Origin of the sequence: Kribbella pratensis, from assembly GCF_004365355.1 — a bacterium.
Taxonomy (GTDB): Bacteria; Actinomycetota; Actinomycetes; order Propionibacteriales; family Kribbellaceae; genus Kribbella.
Genome location: NZ_SODP01000001.1, coordinates 645,272 through 662,117, shown reverse-complemented (window position 1 = coordinate 662,117; position 16,846 = coordinate 645,272). Strand labels below are relative to the sequence as shown.

At 68.0% G+C, this 16,846-nt stretch carries 14 protein-coding genes and 1 other RNA gene; 7 read left to right on the top strand and 8 right to left on the bottom strand.

Translation table 11 applies throughout. From position 1 onward, the window contains the following. The first annotated feature begins 25 nt into the window (after positions 1–25). On the top strand, positions 26–874 hold the full coding sequence (map, locus tag EV653_RS03095) for a type I methionyl aminopeptidase (protein WP_134097740.1): 849 nt from the start codon (positions 26–28) through the stop codon (positions 872–874). Further along, complete coding sequence (locus tag EV653_RS03090) at positions 871–1,071, top strand: hypothetical protein (protein ID WP_134097738.1); 201 nt, start codon at positions 871–873, stop codon at positions 1,069–1,071. Before map ends, EV653_RS03090 begins: the two co-directional genes overlap by 4 nt. Positions 1,072–1,477: 406 nt before the next feature. Here EV653_RS03090 and EV653_RS41545 read toward each other — a convergent pair whose 3' ends face one another. Continuing rightward, positions 1,478–3,196, bottom strand: coding sequence for an HNH endonuclease signature motif containing protein (locus EV653_RS41545; RefSeq protein ID WP_134097736.1), 1,719 nt, complete (start codon positions 3,194–3,196; stop codon positions 1,478–1,480). Positions 3,197–3,363: 167 nt separating this feature from the next. Beyond that, positions 3,364–4,869 carry a S10 family peptidase gene (locus EV653_RS03080; RefSeq protein WP_134097734.1) on the bottom strand — a complete coding sequence of 502 codons (1,506 nt, stop codon included), beginning with the start codon at positions 4,867–4,869 and terminating at the stop codon, positions 3,364–3,366. A 44-nt stretch (positions 4,870–4,913) separates the two neighbouring features. Between EV653_RS03080 and EV653_RS03075 the strand changes: the two genes are divergently transcribed. Both EV653_RS03075 and rnpB read left to right on the top strand, forming a co-directional pair. Then, a complete protein-coding gene (locus tag EV653_RS03075; RefSeq protein ID WP_134097732.1) occupies positions 4,914–5,282 on the top strand; it encodes a DUF952 domain-containing protein in 369 nt (122 codons plus the stop codon). Positions 5,283–5,292: 10 nt separating this feature from the next. Beyond that, positions 5,293–5,689: RNase P RNA component class A (gene rnpB, locus EV653_RS03070), an RNA gene on the top strand. Positions 5,690–5,710: 21 nt separating this feature from the next. Here the strand turns inward: rnpB and EV653_RS03065 are convergent. After that, complete coding sequence (locus EV653_RS03065) at positions 5,711–6,442, bottom strand: DUF899 domain-containing protein (protein WP_134097729.1); 732 nt, start codon at positions 6,440–6,442, stop codon at positions 5,711–5,713. Positions 6,443–6,630: 188 nt separating this feature from the next. Here EV653_RS03065 and EV653_RS03060 point away from each other — a divergent pair, with 188 nt between their 5' ends. Continuing rightward, a complete protein-coding gene (locus tag EV653_RS03060; protein ID WP_134097727.1) occupies positions 6,631–9,822 on the top strand; it encodes a S8 family serine peptidase in 3,192 nt (1,063 codons plus the stop codon). A 100-nt stretch (positions 9,823–9,922) separates the two neighbouring features. Continuing rightward, on the top strand, positions 9,923–11,068 hold the full coding sequence (locus EV653_RS03055) for an alpha/beta hydrolase (RefSeq protein ID WP_134097725.1): 1,146 nt from the start codon (positions 9,923–9,925) through the stop codon (positions 11,066–11,068). On the opposite strand, the gene EV653_RS03050 is transcribed toward EV653_RS03055, so the two are convergent. Continuing rightward, positions 11,065–11,541, bottom strand: coding sequence for a GNAT family N-acetyltransferase (locus EV653_RS03050; RefSeq protein WP_134097723.1), 477 nt, complete (start codon positions 11,539–11,541; stop codon positions 11,065–11,067). The genes EV653_RS03055 and EV653_RS03050 overlap by 4 nt on opposite strands. Positions 11,542–11,610: 69 nt before the next feature. Between EV653_RS03050 and EV653_RS03045 the strand changes: the two genes are divergently transcribed. Continuing rightward, complete coding sequence (locus EV653_RS03045) at positions 11,611–12,177, top strand: TetR/AcrR family transcriptional regulator (protein ID WP_134103828.1); 567 nt, start codon at positions 11,611–11,613, stop codon at positions 12,175–12,177. Here EV653_RS03045 and EV653_RS03040 read toward each other — a convergent pair. From EV653_RS03040 to EV653_RS03025, 4 genes are all read right to left on the bottom strand, one after another. Continuing rightward, positions 12,166–13,599, bottom strand: coding sequence for an RNB domain-containing ribonuclease (locus tag EV653_RS03040; protein ID WP_134097720.1), 1,434 nt, complete (start codon positions 13,597–13,599; stop codon positions 12,166–12,168). The genes EV653_RS03045 and EV653_RS03040 overlap by 12 nt on opposite strands. A 63-nt stretch (positions 13,600–13,662) precedes the next feature. Further along, the gene (locus EV653_RS03035; RefSeq protein WP_134097718.1) at positions 13,663–14,784 is read right to left on the bottom strand and encodes a bifunctional RNase H/acid phosphatase; all 1,122 of its coding nucleotides are present in this window, start codon (positions 14,782–14,784) and stop codon (positions 13,663–13,665) included. Beyond that, complete coding sequence (locus EV653_RS03030) at positions 14,781–15,572, bottom strand: zinc ribbon domain-containing protein (RefSeq protein WP_134097716.1); 792 nt, start codon at positions 15,570–15,572, stop codon at positions 14,781–14,783. The genes EV653_RS03035 and EV653_RS03030 overlap by 4 nt, the downstream gene beginning before the upstream one ends. Further along, the gene (locus EV653_RS03025; RefSeq protein WP_134097714.1) at positions 15,554–16,693 is read right to left on the bottom strand and encodes a Nif3-like dinuclear metal center hexameric protein; all 1,140 of its coding nucleotides are present in this window, start codon (positions 16,691–16,693) and stop codon (positions 15,554–15,556) included. The genes EV653_RS03030 and EV653_RS03025 overlap by 19 nt, the downstream gene beginning before the upstream one ends. Positions 16,694–16,846: the final 153 nt, after the last annotated feature.

Here is a 16,846-nt window from a genome sequence, read left to right as displayed (position 1 = left end):
CGCAGCTGAATAGAATGATCTCACCATGTCGATCCTCACTCCTGGCAAGATCTCGCCGCGCCGCGCCGTCCCCGCCTCCATCCCGCGCCCGGAGTACGTCGACAAGCCGGCGCCGACGCCGTTCGACGGTTCGTACGTGACGTCGCCCGAGCTGGTCGAGAAGATGCGGGTCGCGAGCAAGCTCGCCGCGCAGGCGTTGCAGGCGGTCGGTGCGGCGGCGAAGCCGGGTGTGACGACCGACGAGCTGGACGCGGTCGGCCACGAGTACCTGATCGAGCGCAGCGCCTACCCGTCGACGCTCGGCTACCGTGGGTACCCGAAGTCGCTGTGCACGTCGGTCAACGAAGTCATCTGCCATGGCATCCCCGACGATCGTCCGCTGGAGAACGGCGACATCGTCAACGTCGACATCACGGCGTACCTCGACGGTGTGCACGGTGACACCAACGCGACGTTCCTGGTCGGCGATGTCGACGAGGAGAGCCGGCTGCTGGTCGAGCGCACGCTGGAGGCGCTGAACCGCGGCATCAAGGCGGTGAAGCCCGGTCGGCAGGTCAGCATCATCGGCCGCGTGATCGAGTCCTACGCGAAGCGCTTCGGGTACGGCGTGGTCCGCGACTTCACCGGCCACGGCATCTCCACGTCGTTCCACTCCGGCCTGATCATCCCGCACTACGACGACGAACGCTTCGACGACGTCATCGAGCCCGGCATGACCTTCACGATCGAGCCGATGCTGACCCTGGGCACGTACGACTACGACCTGTGGGACGACGGCTGGACCGCCACCACCAAGGACAAGTCGCGTACTGCGCAGTTCGAGCACACGCTGGTCGTCACCGACACCGGCGCCGAAGTACTCACCCTGCCGTGAACGTCACGCAGTACGATCCCGTTGATCTCACGGGCATCGTGGCTCTCTGCGAACGCCGAGGGCTGGCCGAGCTTGGCGCTGACCTGGATCGCGCGCACGCGGTTCTGATCGCGCGGCACGCTTTTCTGACGGCGCCTAGTGTTACGAGCGTGGTCGCCGTCGACGCAGCCCAGGTGATCGGCTTCGCTTATTTCTGAGCGACGGGCACGTCGCGGCGTACCGCTTGATGATGGCGGTCCACCACGACCACCGCCGCCGAGGCATCAGCCCGCCAACTCATCGAGTACCCCACTCCCCTGACTGGCGCTCTGCGGGTAGACATCGTGACAGAGACCGCCAACGACTTCTACAAGTCGTCGAGCACCGCAGCTGCACAGGTTTCTGCCTCTACCCCTAGGTCGCCGCGCCGAGAACCACCACGCCGCGGCCAGCGGCCGTCACCGGCACCTACGCGGCGCGAGACGCGAACGGCAGCCTGCCTTCGACCAGCCGTCATTCACCAGCCAGCCTCACGGTCGGTGTTCTTCACCTCGGCAATGACTGCGCCCACCTTGTTCGTGAGGACTGGTCCGCTCGGCGCTGGGACGCGGCCAACGGCATGCCCTACCGGAATTCGGCGGTAGGTCCCACCGCGGCAGGCGCCGGCCGTCGTACCGCTGAGAAGTCCTCAGCTGGCACGGTGGCGTGGAGTGGTGTTGGCGGTGGATCAGTTGACGGATTGCCCCAGACGGCGAAGCGGGTTGCTTCCTGCATCTTCGGCTCGTCGGCCGACCATCGGCTCGAGCGCTGGGCAGAGCGCTGCTCGGCGCCCCGACTCGCACGCCGGTTGGGCTTCACAGGCGCAGCAGAGGCACAGGTGTCCGGCCGCGCGGGAGCGGTTGCCGCGAGGAGGGCTGACACGGTTGAGCTTGGTTGGGGCGGTGGGTCGGCCCAGCTTGGCCGGGATACCTGGACCTGTCCGTCGATGATGCTGATGATCCAGTAGCCGGCGTGGAGGGCTCTATGGTGTGCCCGGCAGAGCAGCACCAGGTTGTGGATCGCGGTCTCACCGCCGTCGATCCACGATCGGAGATGGTGCGCGTCGCAATGGATCGGCGGGGCGCCACACACCACGCAACCCTTGTCGCGAACGTTCAAGGCGCGACGCATCGCCCGTGTCACCAGGCGTTCGGCCCGCCCGACGTCGAGAGGCTCGGAGTTGGATCCGAGCACCAGCGGGATGACCTTCGCGTCGCACGCCAACCGACGGATCGCCGCGGCCGACAGCCCATCGCCGTACACGACTTCCCCGGTCGCGTCGGCAAGGGACGACTTCAGGTCCTCGAAGTCGATCGTGACGGTGATGTTCGCCTTCGCCCCGAACCCAGGCACCCAACGATCCGCACGATGCGCGGCGCCGTCCTGCGCGGCGCCGTCCTGCGCGGCGCCGTCCTGCGCGGCGCCGTCCTGCGCGGCGCCGTCCTGCGCGGCGCTGTCAGGCGTGACGCTGTCAGGCGTGACGCTGTCATGCGCGGCAGCGTTCGTGGCCACGTCGTCTGCTGGACGGATCGGCGGAAGGTTTGCGGCGCCGGCGTCCGTGGGACACGTCTCAGCGGCGGGTGGCTTGAAGCCGCTCTCGGCGGCCGCTGCGGCGATGGTCAGCGTGGCTGTGAGGGCGTCGGCTTGGCGTTGCTCGCGGGAGCGTGGGTCGAGCTTACCGTCTGCGGTCTTGTGGGGGCGGGCGGCGGCGTGGATGCGGGATCGGAGCAGCTCGGCGTTCTCGTTGGCGAGGTAGCCGCGGAACTTCACGCCGTTCTCGGCCTCGACCAGGGTCAGCGATTCGCGGGCATACGCAGCGTTCTCATCGGGCTCGGGACCGTCGGAGTCCAACAGGTCACAGATCTGCCGCGCCGCCTTGGCCAGCTCGCCTGGCGACAACAGCCTTGCCAGGTTGACCAACTGTTCTTCCGCGACATCGAGGTCTTCCACCGGAACTCGGGACCTGACTCGCTCCAGCGCGGTGACGATCACGCTCGCCTGGGCCGGCCGCAGTGGCCGGGTCTGGTCGGTGAGAGCTGTCGCAACGGCGTCGTACTTCGGCAGACTGCGTGAGAGCTTGACGTCGCGATGGACGTCCCGGCGGTCGATGCGGTGGCGGATGGCAAGTAGCTCGGCGGTGTCGCGGGCACCGAGCTCCGAGGCCAGACCGACCTCATCGACCCGAGCGATCAACTGCAGACGGTAGGTCAACAGCTGCGTGACCGCAGCGTCGACTTGGTCGATGGTCGGCAGCAGCTCGCTGTCGCTCATCGACCAGACCGGCCGCTCACCCAGAGGTTCCATACCCCCAACGATAGGCACGCCCTCCGACAGTTTTCAAAGCTGAATCCCCTTATTTTCAAGGCGATCTAGCTATCCACAGACGAACAACTCACACGCCGCGGAAGCCCAGATCCCGATAGAGGGCGAGAGCAGGAGGGTTGCCCTCATCGACTCGTGGCGGATGAGGATCATCGGTTGGAGGCGTTGGTGATGAAGGCGCCCAGGTCGGCGGACTGTTGGACGCGGGAGTCTTCGTGGATGTACATCATGTGGCCGGCGGGGTAGTACTTGGTTTCGATGTTGGGGGTTAGTTCGGTGGGGATCTGGAGGCGGGCCAGGGTGTGCTCGGTGGCGAAGTACGGGGTTGCGCCGTCGTAGTGTCCGGAGGCGACGTACACCTTGAGGTGCGGGTTGACGCGCATCGCCTCGGCGAGTTTGTCGGCGACCATGATCTGCTGGCCCTCGAACTCCTTGAACGACCAGTTCTTCGCCGCGTCCATGTTCAGCACCTCGTACGGCAGGTCGTTCTCGTAGCCGAGCTCGACGCGGACGTAGTGGTTGAGCGCCGCGGCGTACGGGCCGGTGATCGCGTTCATCGACGGGTCGCGCTCGGGAGTCTCTGAGCCATAGTCGGCGTTCCAGCCGGTGAAGCGTCCGTCGATGCGGCCGACGGTTTGGCGGCGGGAGCGCAGCAGCTCGCCGAAGAATCGCATGTGCTCGATCCGCAGGTTCACGCGGTCGATGTAGTCCTCGCTGAGACCGGTCAGCGCGGCCAGCCGGGTGACGACCTCGGCGCGGTAGTCCGCCGGGATCCGGTTGCCCTGGGCAAGCGCATTCGGGTACCGCCCGGCTGCGAACCGCTCCGCGTCCGCGAGCAGTTCCTCGAGCGTCTGGTCCGGCACGAGACCGTGGTAGTGCGCGATCGCGGCGTACGTCGGGAGGAACAGCGTGTACGGCAGATCGTTGCCCGGCGTGAAGTCGAGCGTGCCGAACTCCAGCACGACCGAGATCAGCATCACGCCGTTCAGGTACATCCCGTACCGCTGCTGCAGATGCGCGGCCAGCCCGGCCGCGCGCGTCGTCCCGTACGACTCGCCGGCCAGGAACTTCGGCGACATCCATCGCCCGTTCCGCGAAGTCCACAGCCGGATCACCTCGCCGACCGACTCCAGGTCGCGGGTGAACCCGTGGTAGTCCCCCGGCTTCTCCCCCTCGACAGCGCGCGAGAACCCGGTCGACACCGGGTCGATGAACACGACGTCGCTGTACTTGAGCAGCGTCTCTTCGTTGTCGACGATGGAGTACGGCGGGGGCGCGAGCTCACCGACATCACCGGAGACCACGCGACGTGGGCCGAGCAGCCCGAGGTGCAGCCAGATGCTCGACGAACCGGGCCCGCCGTTGAACGCGAACGTCACCGGCCGATCCGCGGCATCGGCGTCGTCCAGCGTGTACGCCGTGAGGAACACCTCCGCCTTCGGCTTCAGCCCCTCGAACTTGCCGTCGGCGTACACCTCCTCGCGCAGCACGATCCGCCCGGTCGTCGCCGTGTACCGCAACTCCTGCCCGTCGACCGTCACCGTGTGCTGCGACGTCACCAGGTCGTCGACCGGCTTCGCAGGCTTCGTCCCCGTGCTGGATTCCGTGCTCGTCTCCGGGCTGGATCCGGTCCCCGACTGCTCCTCGTTCGCCATGTCGAGCACCCTAATCCACCGTAGCGAGCGCTAGCGTTGGGTTTATGGCGACGATTCTGCATATCGCGTTCGTGGACCAGTGGGAGGCTGCGCGCGAGGCCGGGTGCTACCGGTGGTCGACCCGCGGCAAGAGCCTCGACGACGGCGCCACGTTCATCCACGCGTCCCGGCCCGAACAGGTCGCGATGGTGGCCAACTTCGCGTACGACGACGTGGAGCAGCCGCTGTGCCTCCTGGTGATCGACACCGGCCGGCTGGTGTCCGCACTGTGCGACGAGGACCTGGACGGGACCGGGATGAGCTTCCCGCACATCTACGGGCCGTTGAACCTGGACGCGGTGGTCGACGTACGCCCGTACGAGCGGGGCGCCGACGGCCTGTGGCCCGAGGTGTCCGCGGAGGCCGTATCCTGAGGTGACGGAACGGGTCGGTCGGGCGATCGCGTCGTCCTTAACGGGACGCCGAGGAAAGTCCGGACTCCACAGGGCAGCGTGGTGGGTAACGCCCACCCGGGGTAACCCGCGGGACAGTGCCACAGAGAACAGACCGCCAGCGGCTCCGATGAACCCCGTGGTTCATGGGAGTGCGGGTGAGGGTGAAACGGTGGTGTAAGAGACCACCAGCTCCGCAGGTGACTGCGGAGGCTAGGTAAACCCCACGTGGAGCAAGGCCAAGAAGGGCGCCGGGCAACCGGCGTCCGCGCGAGCGTTCGAGGGCGGCCCGCCCGAGCTCGCGGGTAGGCCGCTGGAGGTGCCCGGCAACGGTCACCGTAGATGGATGATCGCCACCACAGAATCCGGCTTACAGACCGACCCGTTCCCCCAAACCCCGAGCGCAGTTGTCAGTGGCAGTGGTCGTCCGCAGCGTCGACGGATCGGCCGGCTGGTTTCTCCCAGGGCTCCTGACGGCCCAGGGCTGTCATGTCGAGGGCGGTGACGGTGAAAGTCATGGCGTCCGGGCCGCGGCCATAGGTCGAGTAGGTGTGGTAGACCTGCTCGCCCACCCGGAGGAAGCAGCTCAGGCCGTGGAGGTCGAAGGGCTGGTCCGTCTGGATGAAGTCGGCCTCGGGGCGCAGGTCCCAGTCGGCCTTCGAGCGGTAGTTGTACGAGAACGGCATCACCGACTCGTCGAGCGTCACATGGTAGTCGTAGTTGAAGTCGCTCCCGTACGACGAGTACCACGGATACTCCCACCCGCGATCGGCCTTGTACGCCGCCAGCTTCTCGTACGGCGCCCGCGACACCAGCGCGAACGTCGTGTTCGCGTCCTGCAGCCCCCGCTGGGAGCCGATGTCGTCGACGAACCCGGTGCAGTTCGGGCACGCCGCGTCCCACTCGGGCTGGTACATGATGTGGTACACGACCAGCTGGTCCCGCCCTTCGAACAGCTCCAGCAGACCGGCCGGCCCGCCGTCACCGGTGAACGCGTACGGCTTGTCGACGAGCACCATCGGCAGCTCGCGGCGCCGCGTGTTGAGCGCATCCCGCTGCTTCGTGAACGCCTTCTCCTCGGCCAGCAGCGCGACCCGTGCGGCCAGCCAGTCCTCCCGGGACACGACCTCGGGCAAGTTCATTCCAGCCTCCTCGCGATGAGTTTCACCGGCGACGTCGGAGCCGTCGGCGCGAATTCGACACCCGCTGACCCGCAAATTTGAGTGGCGTTGAGGTCTGGCGATGAACGGGATTTGGTGCGACCGTGCTTCAGGGGTCCACGAGCTGTAGCGAGTCATGCGTACGGGGTCATGGGGAGGGGATTCGGACAATGCTGTCTAGAACCAGGAAATTCGGGGTTCTCGCTCTTTCGGCGGTCCTTGTCGGGGCGCTGGTCGGGGTAACGCCGGCCGCGGCCGATCCGCCGAGGCCGAAGAAGGATCTCGGCTACAGCGACAAGGTGTTGTTGCAGAAGGCACGATCCAAGGGCCAGAAGACGGTCACCCTGCTGGTCGCCGCCGACAAGGGCCAGAGCAACGAGGTCGCCAAGCAGGTCGCGAAGCTCGGCGGGACCGTCGAGAAGCGGACCGACTCGATCGGTTACCTGCGGGTCAAGATCAATATCGACAAGGCCGAGGACGTCGCGAACGTCCTGGGCGTCAAGGCGGCGGACGTCGACGACGTGATCCCGCTCGAGGACCCGCGGCCCGAGGGCACCGTGGATCCGATCCCGCAGTCGCCGCCGAGGGCAACGACTCCGCGGGTCAACCCGTACATGCCGACGGCTGACATCGGCTCGGCGCAGTTCGTCAACCAGAACCCGACCTGGGACGGCCGCGGCGTCACCGTCGGCATCCTCGACACCGGTGTCGACCTCGGGCACCCGGCGCTGAACACGACGTCGACCGGCGAGCGCAAGATCGTCGACTGGGTCACCTATACCGACCCGACGTTCGTCGGCAACACGAACGCCGACAACGACCCGACCTGGATCCAGATGAACACCACGGTCGACGGCAGCACGGTCGGCCTTCCCGGCGAGGGCAGTATCCAGACCGGCACCTTCAACGAACGCGACCCGCGCCTGGGTGGCGAGCTCGGCAACGACGTCAACCGCGACGGCAACCCGGCCGGTTCGAGCGGAACGTTCGGCGTCGCCTGGAACAAGGCCACCAGCAGGGTCTGGGTGGACACGAACCAGAACGGCACGTTCGCCGACGACCAGCCGATGACCGACTACAAGGTCAACTACGACGTCGGTCACTTCGGCACGGACAACCCGGCCACGCCGATCAGCGAGTCGATGCCGTTCGTCGTGCAGACCGACCCGGCGGACAACGTGGTGAACATCGGGATCGTCTCCGGTGCGCACGGTTCGCACGTCGCGGGCATCGTGGCGGGCAACAAGCTCCTCGGCGGCTCGATGAGCGGCGCCGCACCGGGCGCGAAGCTCGTCTCGGTCCGGGTCTGCCTGTTCATCGCGGGCTGCACGAACCACGCGCTGCTCGAGGGCATGATCTACGCGGTCACCCAGGCGCACGTGAACGCGATCAACATGTCGATCGGCGGCCTGCCGGCGCTGAACGACGGCAACAACGCCCGCGCCCAGCTGTACAACTCGCTGATCGACACGTACGGCGTCCAGATGTTCTTCTCGGCCGGTAACAGCGGCCCGGGTATGAACACCATCGGCGACCCCGCCGTGGCGACGAACGTCGTGAGCGTCGGTTCGTACATCACCAGCGCGACCTGGCTGGCCAACTACGGCTCGAGGACCGGACCGGCCGAGAACCTGCACCCGTTCTCGTCCCGCGGCCCGGCCGAGGACGGCGCGCTCAAGCCGGAGATCGTCGCACCCGGCTCGGCGATATCGGCCGTCCCGACCTGGCAACCAGGGCAACCGGTCGTCGGCACGTACACGCTGCCACCGGGCTACGGCATGTTCCAAGGTACGTCGATGGCGTCGCCGCAGATGGCCGGCGCGGGCGCACTCCTGCTCAGCGCCGCCAAGGCGAACGGCCTCACGGTCACGCCGGCACAACTGCGCAAGTCGCTGTTCTCGTCGGCACGCTTCCTGACCGACTACAGCGCCTACGAGCAGGGCAACGGCCTGGCCAACGTCGGCGTCGCGTGGAACTTGCTGAAGAAGCTCCCGCGGACCGACACCATCACCGCGAAGGTTCCGGTCAGTACGGCGCTGTCCGGCTTCCTCGCGACACCTGGGGCCGGTATCGGCATCAACGACCGTGAGGGCGTCGTCCTCGGTACGCAGTACACCCGCACCTACACGTTGCGGCGTACCTCCGGCCCGGCCGGCACGGTGAAGTACAAGCTGTCGTGGCTCAGCGGCGACGGCACCTTCGTCACGGCCGGCAACGTCATGCTGCCGCTGAACACGGACGTATCGCTGCCGGTCCTGGTCAAGGCCAAGTCCGTCGGCGCACACTCCGCTCTGCTGCAGTTCGACGACACCAGTTCACCGGGGATCGAGTTCGAGACGCTGAACACGATCGTGGTGCCGAACGAACTGTCGACAGCGACCCCGTCGAAGACGGTCAGCGGGAAGATCGGTCGCAACCAGACCACGAGCTACTTCTTCCGGGTGCCGACCGGCGTCACCGCGCTGAAGGTGGACCTGACCGGTCCGGACGCGACGGCCGGCACCGGCCAGGCGCGATTCCTGCGCTTCAGCCCGTACGGCCTTCCCAGCGAGGACGCCGAGACCAACAGCCTGTACTGCTACAGCCCACCGGTCTCCGGCGGGACGTGTTCGAACCCGCTCAGCCGTACGGTCAGCAACCCGCTGCCCGGCGTCTGGGAGATCACCGTCGAGGCCCGGCGTACGTCGGATCTGCTGAACACGCCGTACACGCTGACGGCGTCGCTGCTCGGAGTATCGGTGTCGCCGAACCCCGACGTCATCGCCAGCGGCACTCTGGGACAGCCGATCAACCGCTCGTACACGATGACGAACCTTCAGGGGGCCTTCACCGGTCGGGCTGTCGGGACGGCACTGGGTAGCGCCAAGCTGGCCACCCCGACGATCGCGGACGGCGCACAGCAACAGTTCCAGGTGAACGTGACGCCGGGGACGACCTCGCTCAAGGCCGCGATCGGCGGCGCGAGTGATCTCAACGCCGACCTCGATCTGTTCGCGTACAACTGCTCGACGGGAAGCTGCGTGCTGACAGCGCAGAGTGCGGGCAGTACGGCCGTGGAGTCGCTCACGGTGAACAACCCGGCGGTGGGCATCTGGGTCATCCTCGTCGACGGCTACGCGGTGCCGTCGGGGTCGACGACGTACAACTATCGCGATGTGCTCGCCAATCCGTCGTACGGCGCGATCGCGGTGTCGGACGCCAACGCGCTGCGAGCCCCGGGTGCGCAATGGACGGCACCGGCGACAGTGACGCCGACCGGGGTGCCTGCTGCCGGGCGGGTTCTCTACGGCAACGTGGAGGTCCGGACGGACGCGAACGTCCTCATCGGTTCAGGGGATGTGATCGTCCAATCCGTTAGCTGAACAGTTCGTTAGCTGAACAATCCGGACTCCGACCCACGCGTGCTGCGGCGCGCGTGGGTCGGAGTCCGTTTGGACCCGAGAGCGATGAGAAACTGGAGCTATGCGGAGACGGGTGCGGACCGGGATCGTGATCCTTCTGCTGATCGTCCTGCTCGGTGGCGCCGGGTACGTCGGTTGGGTGCTCGTCCAGCGGTCCGAACCGGTATCGCTGCCGGAGCCGACCGGGACCTACCAGGTCGGCCGGCGGACGTTCGAGTGGACCGATACGCCACGCCGCGACCCGTACACGAACGGACCGCGCAAGCTCGCCGTCTGGCTCTGGTACCCGGTCGCGAAGGAGACCACCGGCCGCCGCGTCCAGTACGCCCCGGACGAATGGAACGGCCTGCACCTCAAGTCACCGATCTCGATCTTCCAGGGACCGTTCGACACCCTCCAGGACCGAGCCCTCGACCGGGTCGCCGTCGCACCCGGCCGCTTCCCGGTCGTCGTGCTGATGCCGGGCATGGGCCTGTCGGCTCCGATGTACGCCGCCATCGCGGAGGATCTCGCCAGCCACGGGTACCTCGTCGCGGGCGTCACACCGACGTACAGCGCCAACCTCACCGTGCTCGGCGGGCAGCCCGTCGAGAGCAAACCGGAAGCGAACCCGCCCAACCTCGGCGACAGCAGCGAAGGCTCGCAACAGGTCGGCGATCACCTCGTCACCGTCTGGTCGGCCGACGCCCGCTTCGCCGCCGGCATGGTCGCGAAGCAGCTCCCGGGTTCCGTCGACACCGCCGTCGGGCCGTCGTACGTCGGTCACTCGTTCGGCGGAGCGGCATCGCTCGAAGCATGCCGGCAGGACCAACGCTGTGCGGCCGCGGTCGACCTGGACGGCAGCCAGTTCGGTGACGTGGTGACGAAGGGGGTCAAGGCGCCGATCATGCTGCTCGGCGCGGACGACTCGTGCATCACCAGCGTGTGCGGTCCGGACGCCAAGAACGACGCGGACCGCAACCGCGCGCTGTCATTGCTCAAGGCAAGCAACGACACGTCCTGGTGCGCAACGATCCCCGGCAGCCGGCACTTCAACTTCACCGACTACGGCGTCTACTACCTGGCCTACCCGCTCAGGAAGTTCCTGCCGCTCGGCACCGTCGGCCCGCGCCACGCCCTCACCGTCACGAACGGGTACCTCAACACCTTCCTGTCGCACGCGATATACAAGACCGAGTCGGCGGGCGCTCCCGCCTGCAGGACCTAGAGGTCCAACTCGTAGGTCTGGCCAACCAGCGCGTCGCCCCACATCTCGTGCGGCTCGGTGGCCGTGAGCCGGAAACCGCGTGACAGGTAGATGTGACGCGCGGCGACCAACGGATCGTTCGTCCACAACACCATCCGCTTGTAGCCGGCGCCACGCGCAAACTCCAAGCAGGTATCGACCAACGCCGCGCCGAGTTTCAGCCCACGCGCCTCGGGCGTCACCAGCAGGAGCCGCAGCTGCGCCGTCGTCTCGTCCGGCCCGCGGACGCAGAAGATGCTCCCGGCCCGCTTCCCGTCCACCTCCGCGATCCACGCCGCCTCGCGCTCGTCGTCGTGATCGGACGCGTACGCCGACACGATCTGCGCGATCAGCACTTCGTACTGCGCACTCCAGCCGTACTCCGCCGCGTAAATCTCCGCGTGCGCCTGCACCACCCAGCCGAGATCGCCCGGCTTCCCCAGCTTCCTGATCATTCGTCTACCCGATCTACTGACACGACTGTTTCAGTAGGAGATACTAGCCCCGTGCCGACCACAAAGACAGTGTTGAATTCGAAAGATGGTCCTTCGGCTCGCCAGCAGGAACTGCTCGAGCGTGCGTACGCCTACTCGCTGACACACGGGCTGGCCGACCTGTCGCTGCGTCCGCTGGCGACGGCGATCGGGTCGAGCCCGCGCGTGCTGCTGTTCCTGTTCGACAGCAAGGACGGGCTGATCCGGGCCCTTCTCGCCCGGGCCCGCGCCGACGAGCTGGCGCTGCTCGGCCGGATCCAGCAGCAGCACGACGTACCACCGGGGCTGGACGTGGTCGCACGGGAACTGTGGACCTGGATGGCTGCGCCCGAGCGGCGGCCGTTGATGACGTTCTGGGTCGAGGCGTACGGGCGGTCGCTGGTCGCGCCCGAGGGGCCGTGGGCGGACTTCGCACGCTCGACGGTCGAGGACTGGCTCGAGTTGCTCAAGGCAACGCAACCGGATCCGGACGCCGGCGACTCGGCGGCCCGGCGCACCGGCGTACTCGCGATGCTTCGTGGCGCGTTGATCGACCTGCTTGCGACCGGCGACCTGGAGCGGACGACCGCCGCTCTGGAGGACTACCTAGCCGACTAGCTCGAAGGCAACCGTGCGCTTGGCGATGTCGGCCTCGATCAGCTTCACGCGGACCTGCTTGCCGAGCGGCAACGCAGTACCGGTCACGCGACCCTCGATCGCCACCGCCGACAGCGCGACGATGCCGCGGTTGTTCTCCCGCTCGTCGACCTCGGTGATCACGCCGTCGAACTCGGATCCGACCTGATCCGCGACCAGCCCCGCCTCGACCATGCTGACGATCGACCGCTCGTACGCGTGCGCCCGCCGGTCCGCGTCGTCCATCAGCTTCGGGATCTCGTCCATCGACTCGCGCACCCAGGCCGGCACCTCCGTACCCGCCGAGAGCGCGACGCAGATCTCGCCCGTCCACCGGTCCACCAGCCGCCGCAGCGGCGCGGTGACGTGCGCGTACTCCGCTTTCATCGCGGCGTGTTGCGGTGACGCCGGCACGCTCCCCGCGAACGCCACGTACCCGGCGCCGCGGAACAGCACGGTGCAGGCCGCGAGCATCGCCGCGTGCGCCGGGACCTTCGGGTCGAGTCCGTGGATGAATTCGGCGTACGTCGTCTCGTCCGGCCACACGAGTCCCAGCGCCTTGGCAGTGTTGCCGAGCTTGCGCCGGAGGTCGTCGTGCGATTCGGGCAGCGTGCGCAGGATGCCGATCTTGCCCTTCATCATCAGCTGCGCGGCGGCCATGCCGGTCAGCAGCGAGATCTGCGCGTTCCAGCCCTCGACCGGCAGCGGAGCGCGGAACTCCAGACCCCAACCGTGGTTGGAGGTGACGACTTCCTGGTCCGGGATCGGCAGATTGACGCCGCCGCGCTCCAGTTCGCGTTCCTCCCGGAGCTTCCCGATCTCGCGGAGCAGCTGCAACGACTCGGACGCCGTACCCGCATCGAGGTCCTTCTGCACGCCGGCGTAGTTGAGCTTGGCCCGCGACTTCACCAGGGCACGCTCGCACACGACACCGGTGCCTTCACCACGAGCGTCGACCGTGATCGTGTAGAGCAGAGCGGGTCGGATCTGGTCGGGCAGTAACGATGCTTCCCCCTCGGACAGCTCCGGCGGGTGCAGCGGCGTGCGCTTGTCGGGTGCGTAGAGTGTCTCGCCGCGCTTGCGGGCCTCGACGTCGATCGGGTCGCCGGCCTGGACGAACGCGGCGACATCGGCGATCGCGTAGTGCACGGTGTACCCATCGCCGGTGCGCTCGATGTGCAGCGCCTGGTCGAGGTCCATCGAGTCCGGCGGATCGATCGTGACGAACTCGATGTCGGTCCGGTCGAGCTTCGGCAGCCGCACGTTCGCCGCCGCTGCCACGGCCGCGGCAGTCACCTCGGGCGGGAAGCCGGCCGGGACCTCCTGCTCCCGACGGATGTCCTGCAACGACGCCCGGAACACCTCCGGAACATCCTCGGCGAAGTGAACTCTCTGCAGCGGCATGAGGTCAGACTAGGGCATGCCTGACGGCTCCACGCCTTGCGCGCAGAGCGGTCAGGGGGTGCCCTAGAGCGAGGGTTGCACGTTGAAGGAGCGCAGTGACGCCAGGCCGTCGGCGTACCAGTGGATCTCGGTCAGGGTCGCCGGTCGCAGCTCCATCCGGAACATCGACGACATCGGGGCCTGGAGCACCGATCGGACCATCAGCTTGATCGGCGTCACGTGGGTCACCACGACGACCGTCTTCCCCGGGTGCCGGGCGAGCAGTCCGTCCCGCGCCGACCGCGTCCGCCGCGCGCACGCGTCGAACGACTCACCGCCGGGCGGGGCGACCGAAGTCGAGTCCAGCCAGGCATTCAGCGCGTCCGGCCACTTCTGTTGTACTTCGGCGAACGTGTGCCCGTCCCAGTCGCCGAACGAGCACTCGATCCAGCCGTCGTCGACGATCGGCTCGAGCCCGAGCTTGCCGGCCACCGCGTCGGCCGTCTGCCGGGCGCGCACCATCGGCGACGTCACCAGCGCGTCGACCCCACCGATCCGGGCCAGGTACTCCGCGGCTGCCGCGGCCTGCGCGCGACCGGTGTCGCTCAACGCCGGGTCGTCGCCGCCGGCACCGGAGAAGCGCTTCTCCGCTGTGTGCGGCGTCTCGCCGTGCCGGAGGAAGATGAGCTGCGTCGGCGGCTCGGCCTGCGCACCCCAACCCTGCAACGCCTTCTGCAGATCCGACGGCTCCTGCACCGCGGCCGGGCCGGGTCCCGCGGCCTCCGGCTTCAACGGGATCGGCACACCGTCGAGCGCGTTGTTCGCGAGCGCGTCGGCAGCGGAGTTCTGCGCGCGCGGCACCCAGGTCCACTCGGTGCCGAACGGTGCGAGGCTCTGCGCCTTGATCGCCAGCGGCTTCAGGTCCGGGTGCTTGATCTTCCAGCGGCCGGCCATCTGCTCGATGACCAGCTTGGAGTCCATCCGCACCTCGATCGAGGCGTCCGGCGCGTACTCCGCGGCCAACTGGAGTCCCGCGACGAGCCCGGAGTACTCCGCGACGTTGTTGGTCGTGATGCCGAGCGTCTTCCCCTCCTGCGCGATCACCTCGCCAGTCGCTGGGTCGCGCACGAGAGCGCCGTAAGCCGCCGGTCCGGGATTGCCCCGCGAACCACCGTCAGCCTCGACGATGACGTGCGAATAACTCATGCCGCGCTCTCCGACGTACGGACGAGGATGCGGCCGCACTCCTCACACCGCAGTACGGCGTCCGGCGGGGCTGCCTTGATCGCGTTGAGGTCGGACGGGGCGAGCTCCATCCGGCAACCCATGCAACGCTTGCCGACGAGCGGCGCGGCGCCGATGCCACCGTTGTGCTCACGCAGGCGCTGGTACTGGGCGAGCAGGTTCTCGGGCAGTTCAGCGGCGACGGCCTTTCGCTTGTCGCCGAGCTGTGCGCGCTGCTCGTCGAGCTCCTTGAGCGCTGCGTCGCGAGTCGTCTCCAGCTCGGCCTGACGGCCGGCGAACGCCTCGGCGCGGGTCCGCAGGTCGGCCTGCACGACCTCGGCGGCCTCGAGCTTCTCCATCACCTCGAGCTCGGAGTCCTCCAGGTCGGAGATCCGGCGGTCGAGCGAACCGATCTCGTGCTGCAGGTTCTCCAGGTCGCGCGGCGAGGTGACCTGGCCGGAGTCGAGCCGTTGCTGGTTGCGCGCGCGGCGCTGGCGGACCTGCTCGACGTCGCTGTCGGCCTTCTTCTGCTCACGCTGCAGGTCACTGACCTCGGTGTCGGCGGTGACCAGTTCGCGGTCGACCACGGACTTCTCGGCGATCAGGTCCTTGAGCGCCTGGTGCTCGGGCAACGACGCGCGCTTGTGCGCGACCTGATCCAGCTGCAGGTCGAGATCCTGCAGATCCAGCAACCGGCGTTGGACGGCGGGCTCGGCGTTCAGAGTCGGCTCCTTAGGTCGTGGCGGCGCACTCAGATCCGCAAGGTCCATGCGTCCGTGCAAAGTGTTGAGATGTGAGTGTCCACGGTACTGCCTTGGGTACTGCCTTCTGCCGCCAGCCCGTCGAGCAGGAGCCGCTCCGCGTCCGCCAGCCACGGCCACTCACTCGCCCAGTGCGCGACGTCGACCAGCGCCGGGTCGCCGTACGCCCGCGCCTCGGTGGCAGGATGGTGCCGGAGGTCCGCCGTGAGGTAGGCGTCGACGCCCGCGGACCGAACGCGATCGAACTCCGAATCGCCCGCTCCCCCGACCACCGCGACGGTCTCGATCATCCGGTCCGGATCCCCGGAGACGCGAACGCCGTGCTCGGTCCGCGGCAGGCTCTCCGCGACCAGCCGGGCGAAATCGGCCAGCGGCAACGGCTCCGTGAGTACGCCGATCCGGCCGCCACCACGCTCACTCGGCAGCGCCGCGAGCTCGTAGAAGTCGTACGCCGGTTCCTCGTAGGAATGCGCCGCGAGGAGCGCCTCGGCGACCGCCTGGCGCTTGCGGCGCGGCAGGATCATCTCGATGCGGTCCTCCCGCACCACCTCGATGTCGCCGACGGTGCCGATCGTCGGGTTCGCGCCCTCGAGCGGCCGGAACGTCCCGTCGCCGGTGACGCTCCATGCTGCGCGTTCGTAGTGGCCGACCCGCCCCGCACCGGCCTTCGCCAGCGCGTCGAGCATTGCCTGCGTCTCCCCGACCGGGACACCGACGACGACCTTGTCCATCGGGTCGGCCGGCATCGGTTTCAACGGCCGCGTGTCCCGCAGCCCGATCGCAGCGGCGAGCGCGTCGCTCACACCCGGGTTGGCGTTGTCGGCGTTGGTGTGACAGACGTGCAGCGCGACACCGGCGCGGATCAGGTCGTTGATGACCCGGCCCTTCGGCGTGGTCGTCGCGACGCTGTTCACACCGCGCAGCAACAACGGATGATGCGTGACCAGCAGATCGAATCCGCCCTCGATCGCCTCGTCCACCACGGCCCGCATCGGATCCACGGCGAACAACACCCGGCGTACTTCTTGGTCCGGATCCCCGGTCACCAAGCCGACCGCATCCCACGACTCCGCCCACGCGGGTTTGTACAGCCGGTCCATCACCGAGATCACATCAGCAAGCGTCGTCACGCGCTTATCCTGACAGGCCTGACTGGGTTGTGACGGGGGCAGCCGCCCGGTGCCCCCGCCACAACCAGTTCCGCCGGTCCGGGCGCGGCGGTGCGACCGCCCCGCCGCATCCACCACGTCACCCGCTCCGGCGGTTCGTCCCAGTCACAGGGG

What these genes read in the sequence shown, in the direction of transcription:
- map (WP_134097740.1), top strand. Translation starts at nt 26, where the DNA reads ATGTCGATCCTCACTCCTGGCAAGATCTCGCCGCGCCGCGCCGTCCCC.
- EV653_RS41545 (WP_134097736.1), bottom strand. Translation starts at nt 3,196, where the DNA reads ATGGAACCTCTGGGTGAGCGGCCGGTCTGGTCGATGAGCGACAGCGAG.
- EV653_RS03080 (WP_134097734.1), bottom strand. Translation starts at nt 4,869, where the DNA reads ATGGCGAACGAGGAGCAGTCGGGGACCGGATCCAGCCCGGAGACGAGC.
- EV653_RS03075 (WP_134097732.1), top strand. Translation starts at nt 4,914, where the DNA reads ATGGCGACGATTCTGCATATCGCGTTCGTGGACCAGTGGGAGGCTGCG.
- EV653_RS03065 (WP_134097729.1), bottom strand. Translation starts at nt 6,442, where the DNA reads ATGAACTTGCCCGAGGTCGTGTCCCGGGAGGACTGGCTGGCCGCACGG.
- EV653_RS03060 (WP_134097727.1), top strand. Translation starts at nt 6,631, where the DNA reads ATGCTGTCTAGAACCAGGAAATTCGGGGTTCTCGCTCTTTCGGCGGTC.
- EV653_RS03055 (WP_134097725.1), top strand. Translation starts at nt 9,923, where the DNA reads ATGCGGAGACGGGTGCGGACCGGGATCGTGATCCTTCTGCTGATCGTC.
- EV653_RS03050 (WP_134097723.1), bottom strand. Translation starts at nt 11,541, where the DNA reads ATGATCAGGAAGCTGGGGAAGCCGGGCGATCTCGGCTGGGTGGTGCAG.
- EV653_RS03040 (WP_134097720.1), bottom strand. Translation starts at nt 13,599, where the DNA reads ATGCCGCTGCAGAGAGTTCACTTCGCCGAGGATGTTCCGGAGGTGTTC.
- EV653_RS03035 (WP_134097718.1), bottom strand. Translation starts at nt 14,784, where the DNA reads ATGAGTTATTCGCACGTCATCGTCGAGGCTGACGGTGGTTCGCGGGGC.
- EV653_RS03030 (WP_134097716.1), bottom strand. Translation starts at nt 15,572, where the DNA reads ATGGACCTTGCGGATCTGAGTGCGCCGCCACGACCTAAGGAGCCGACT.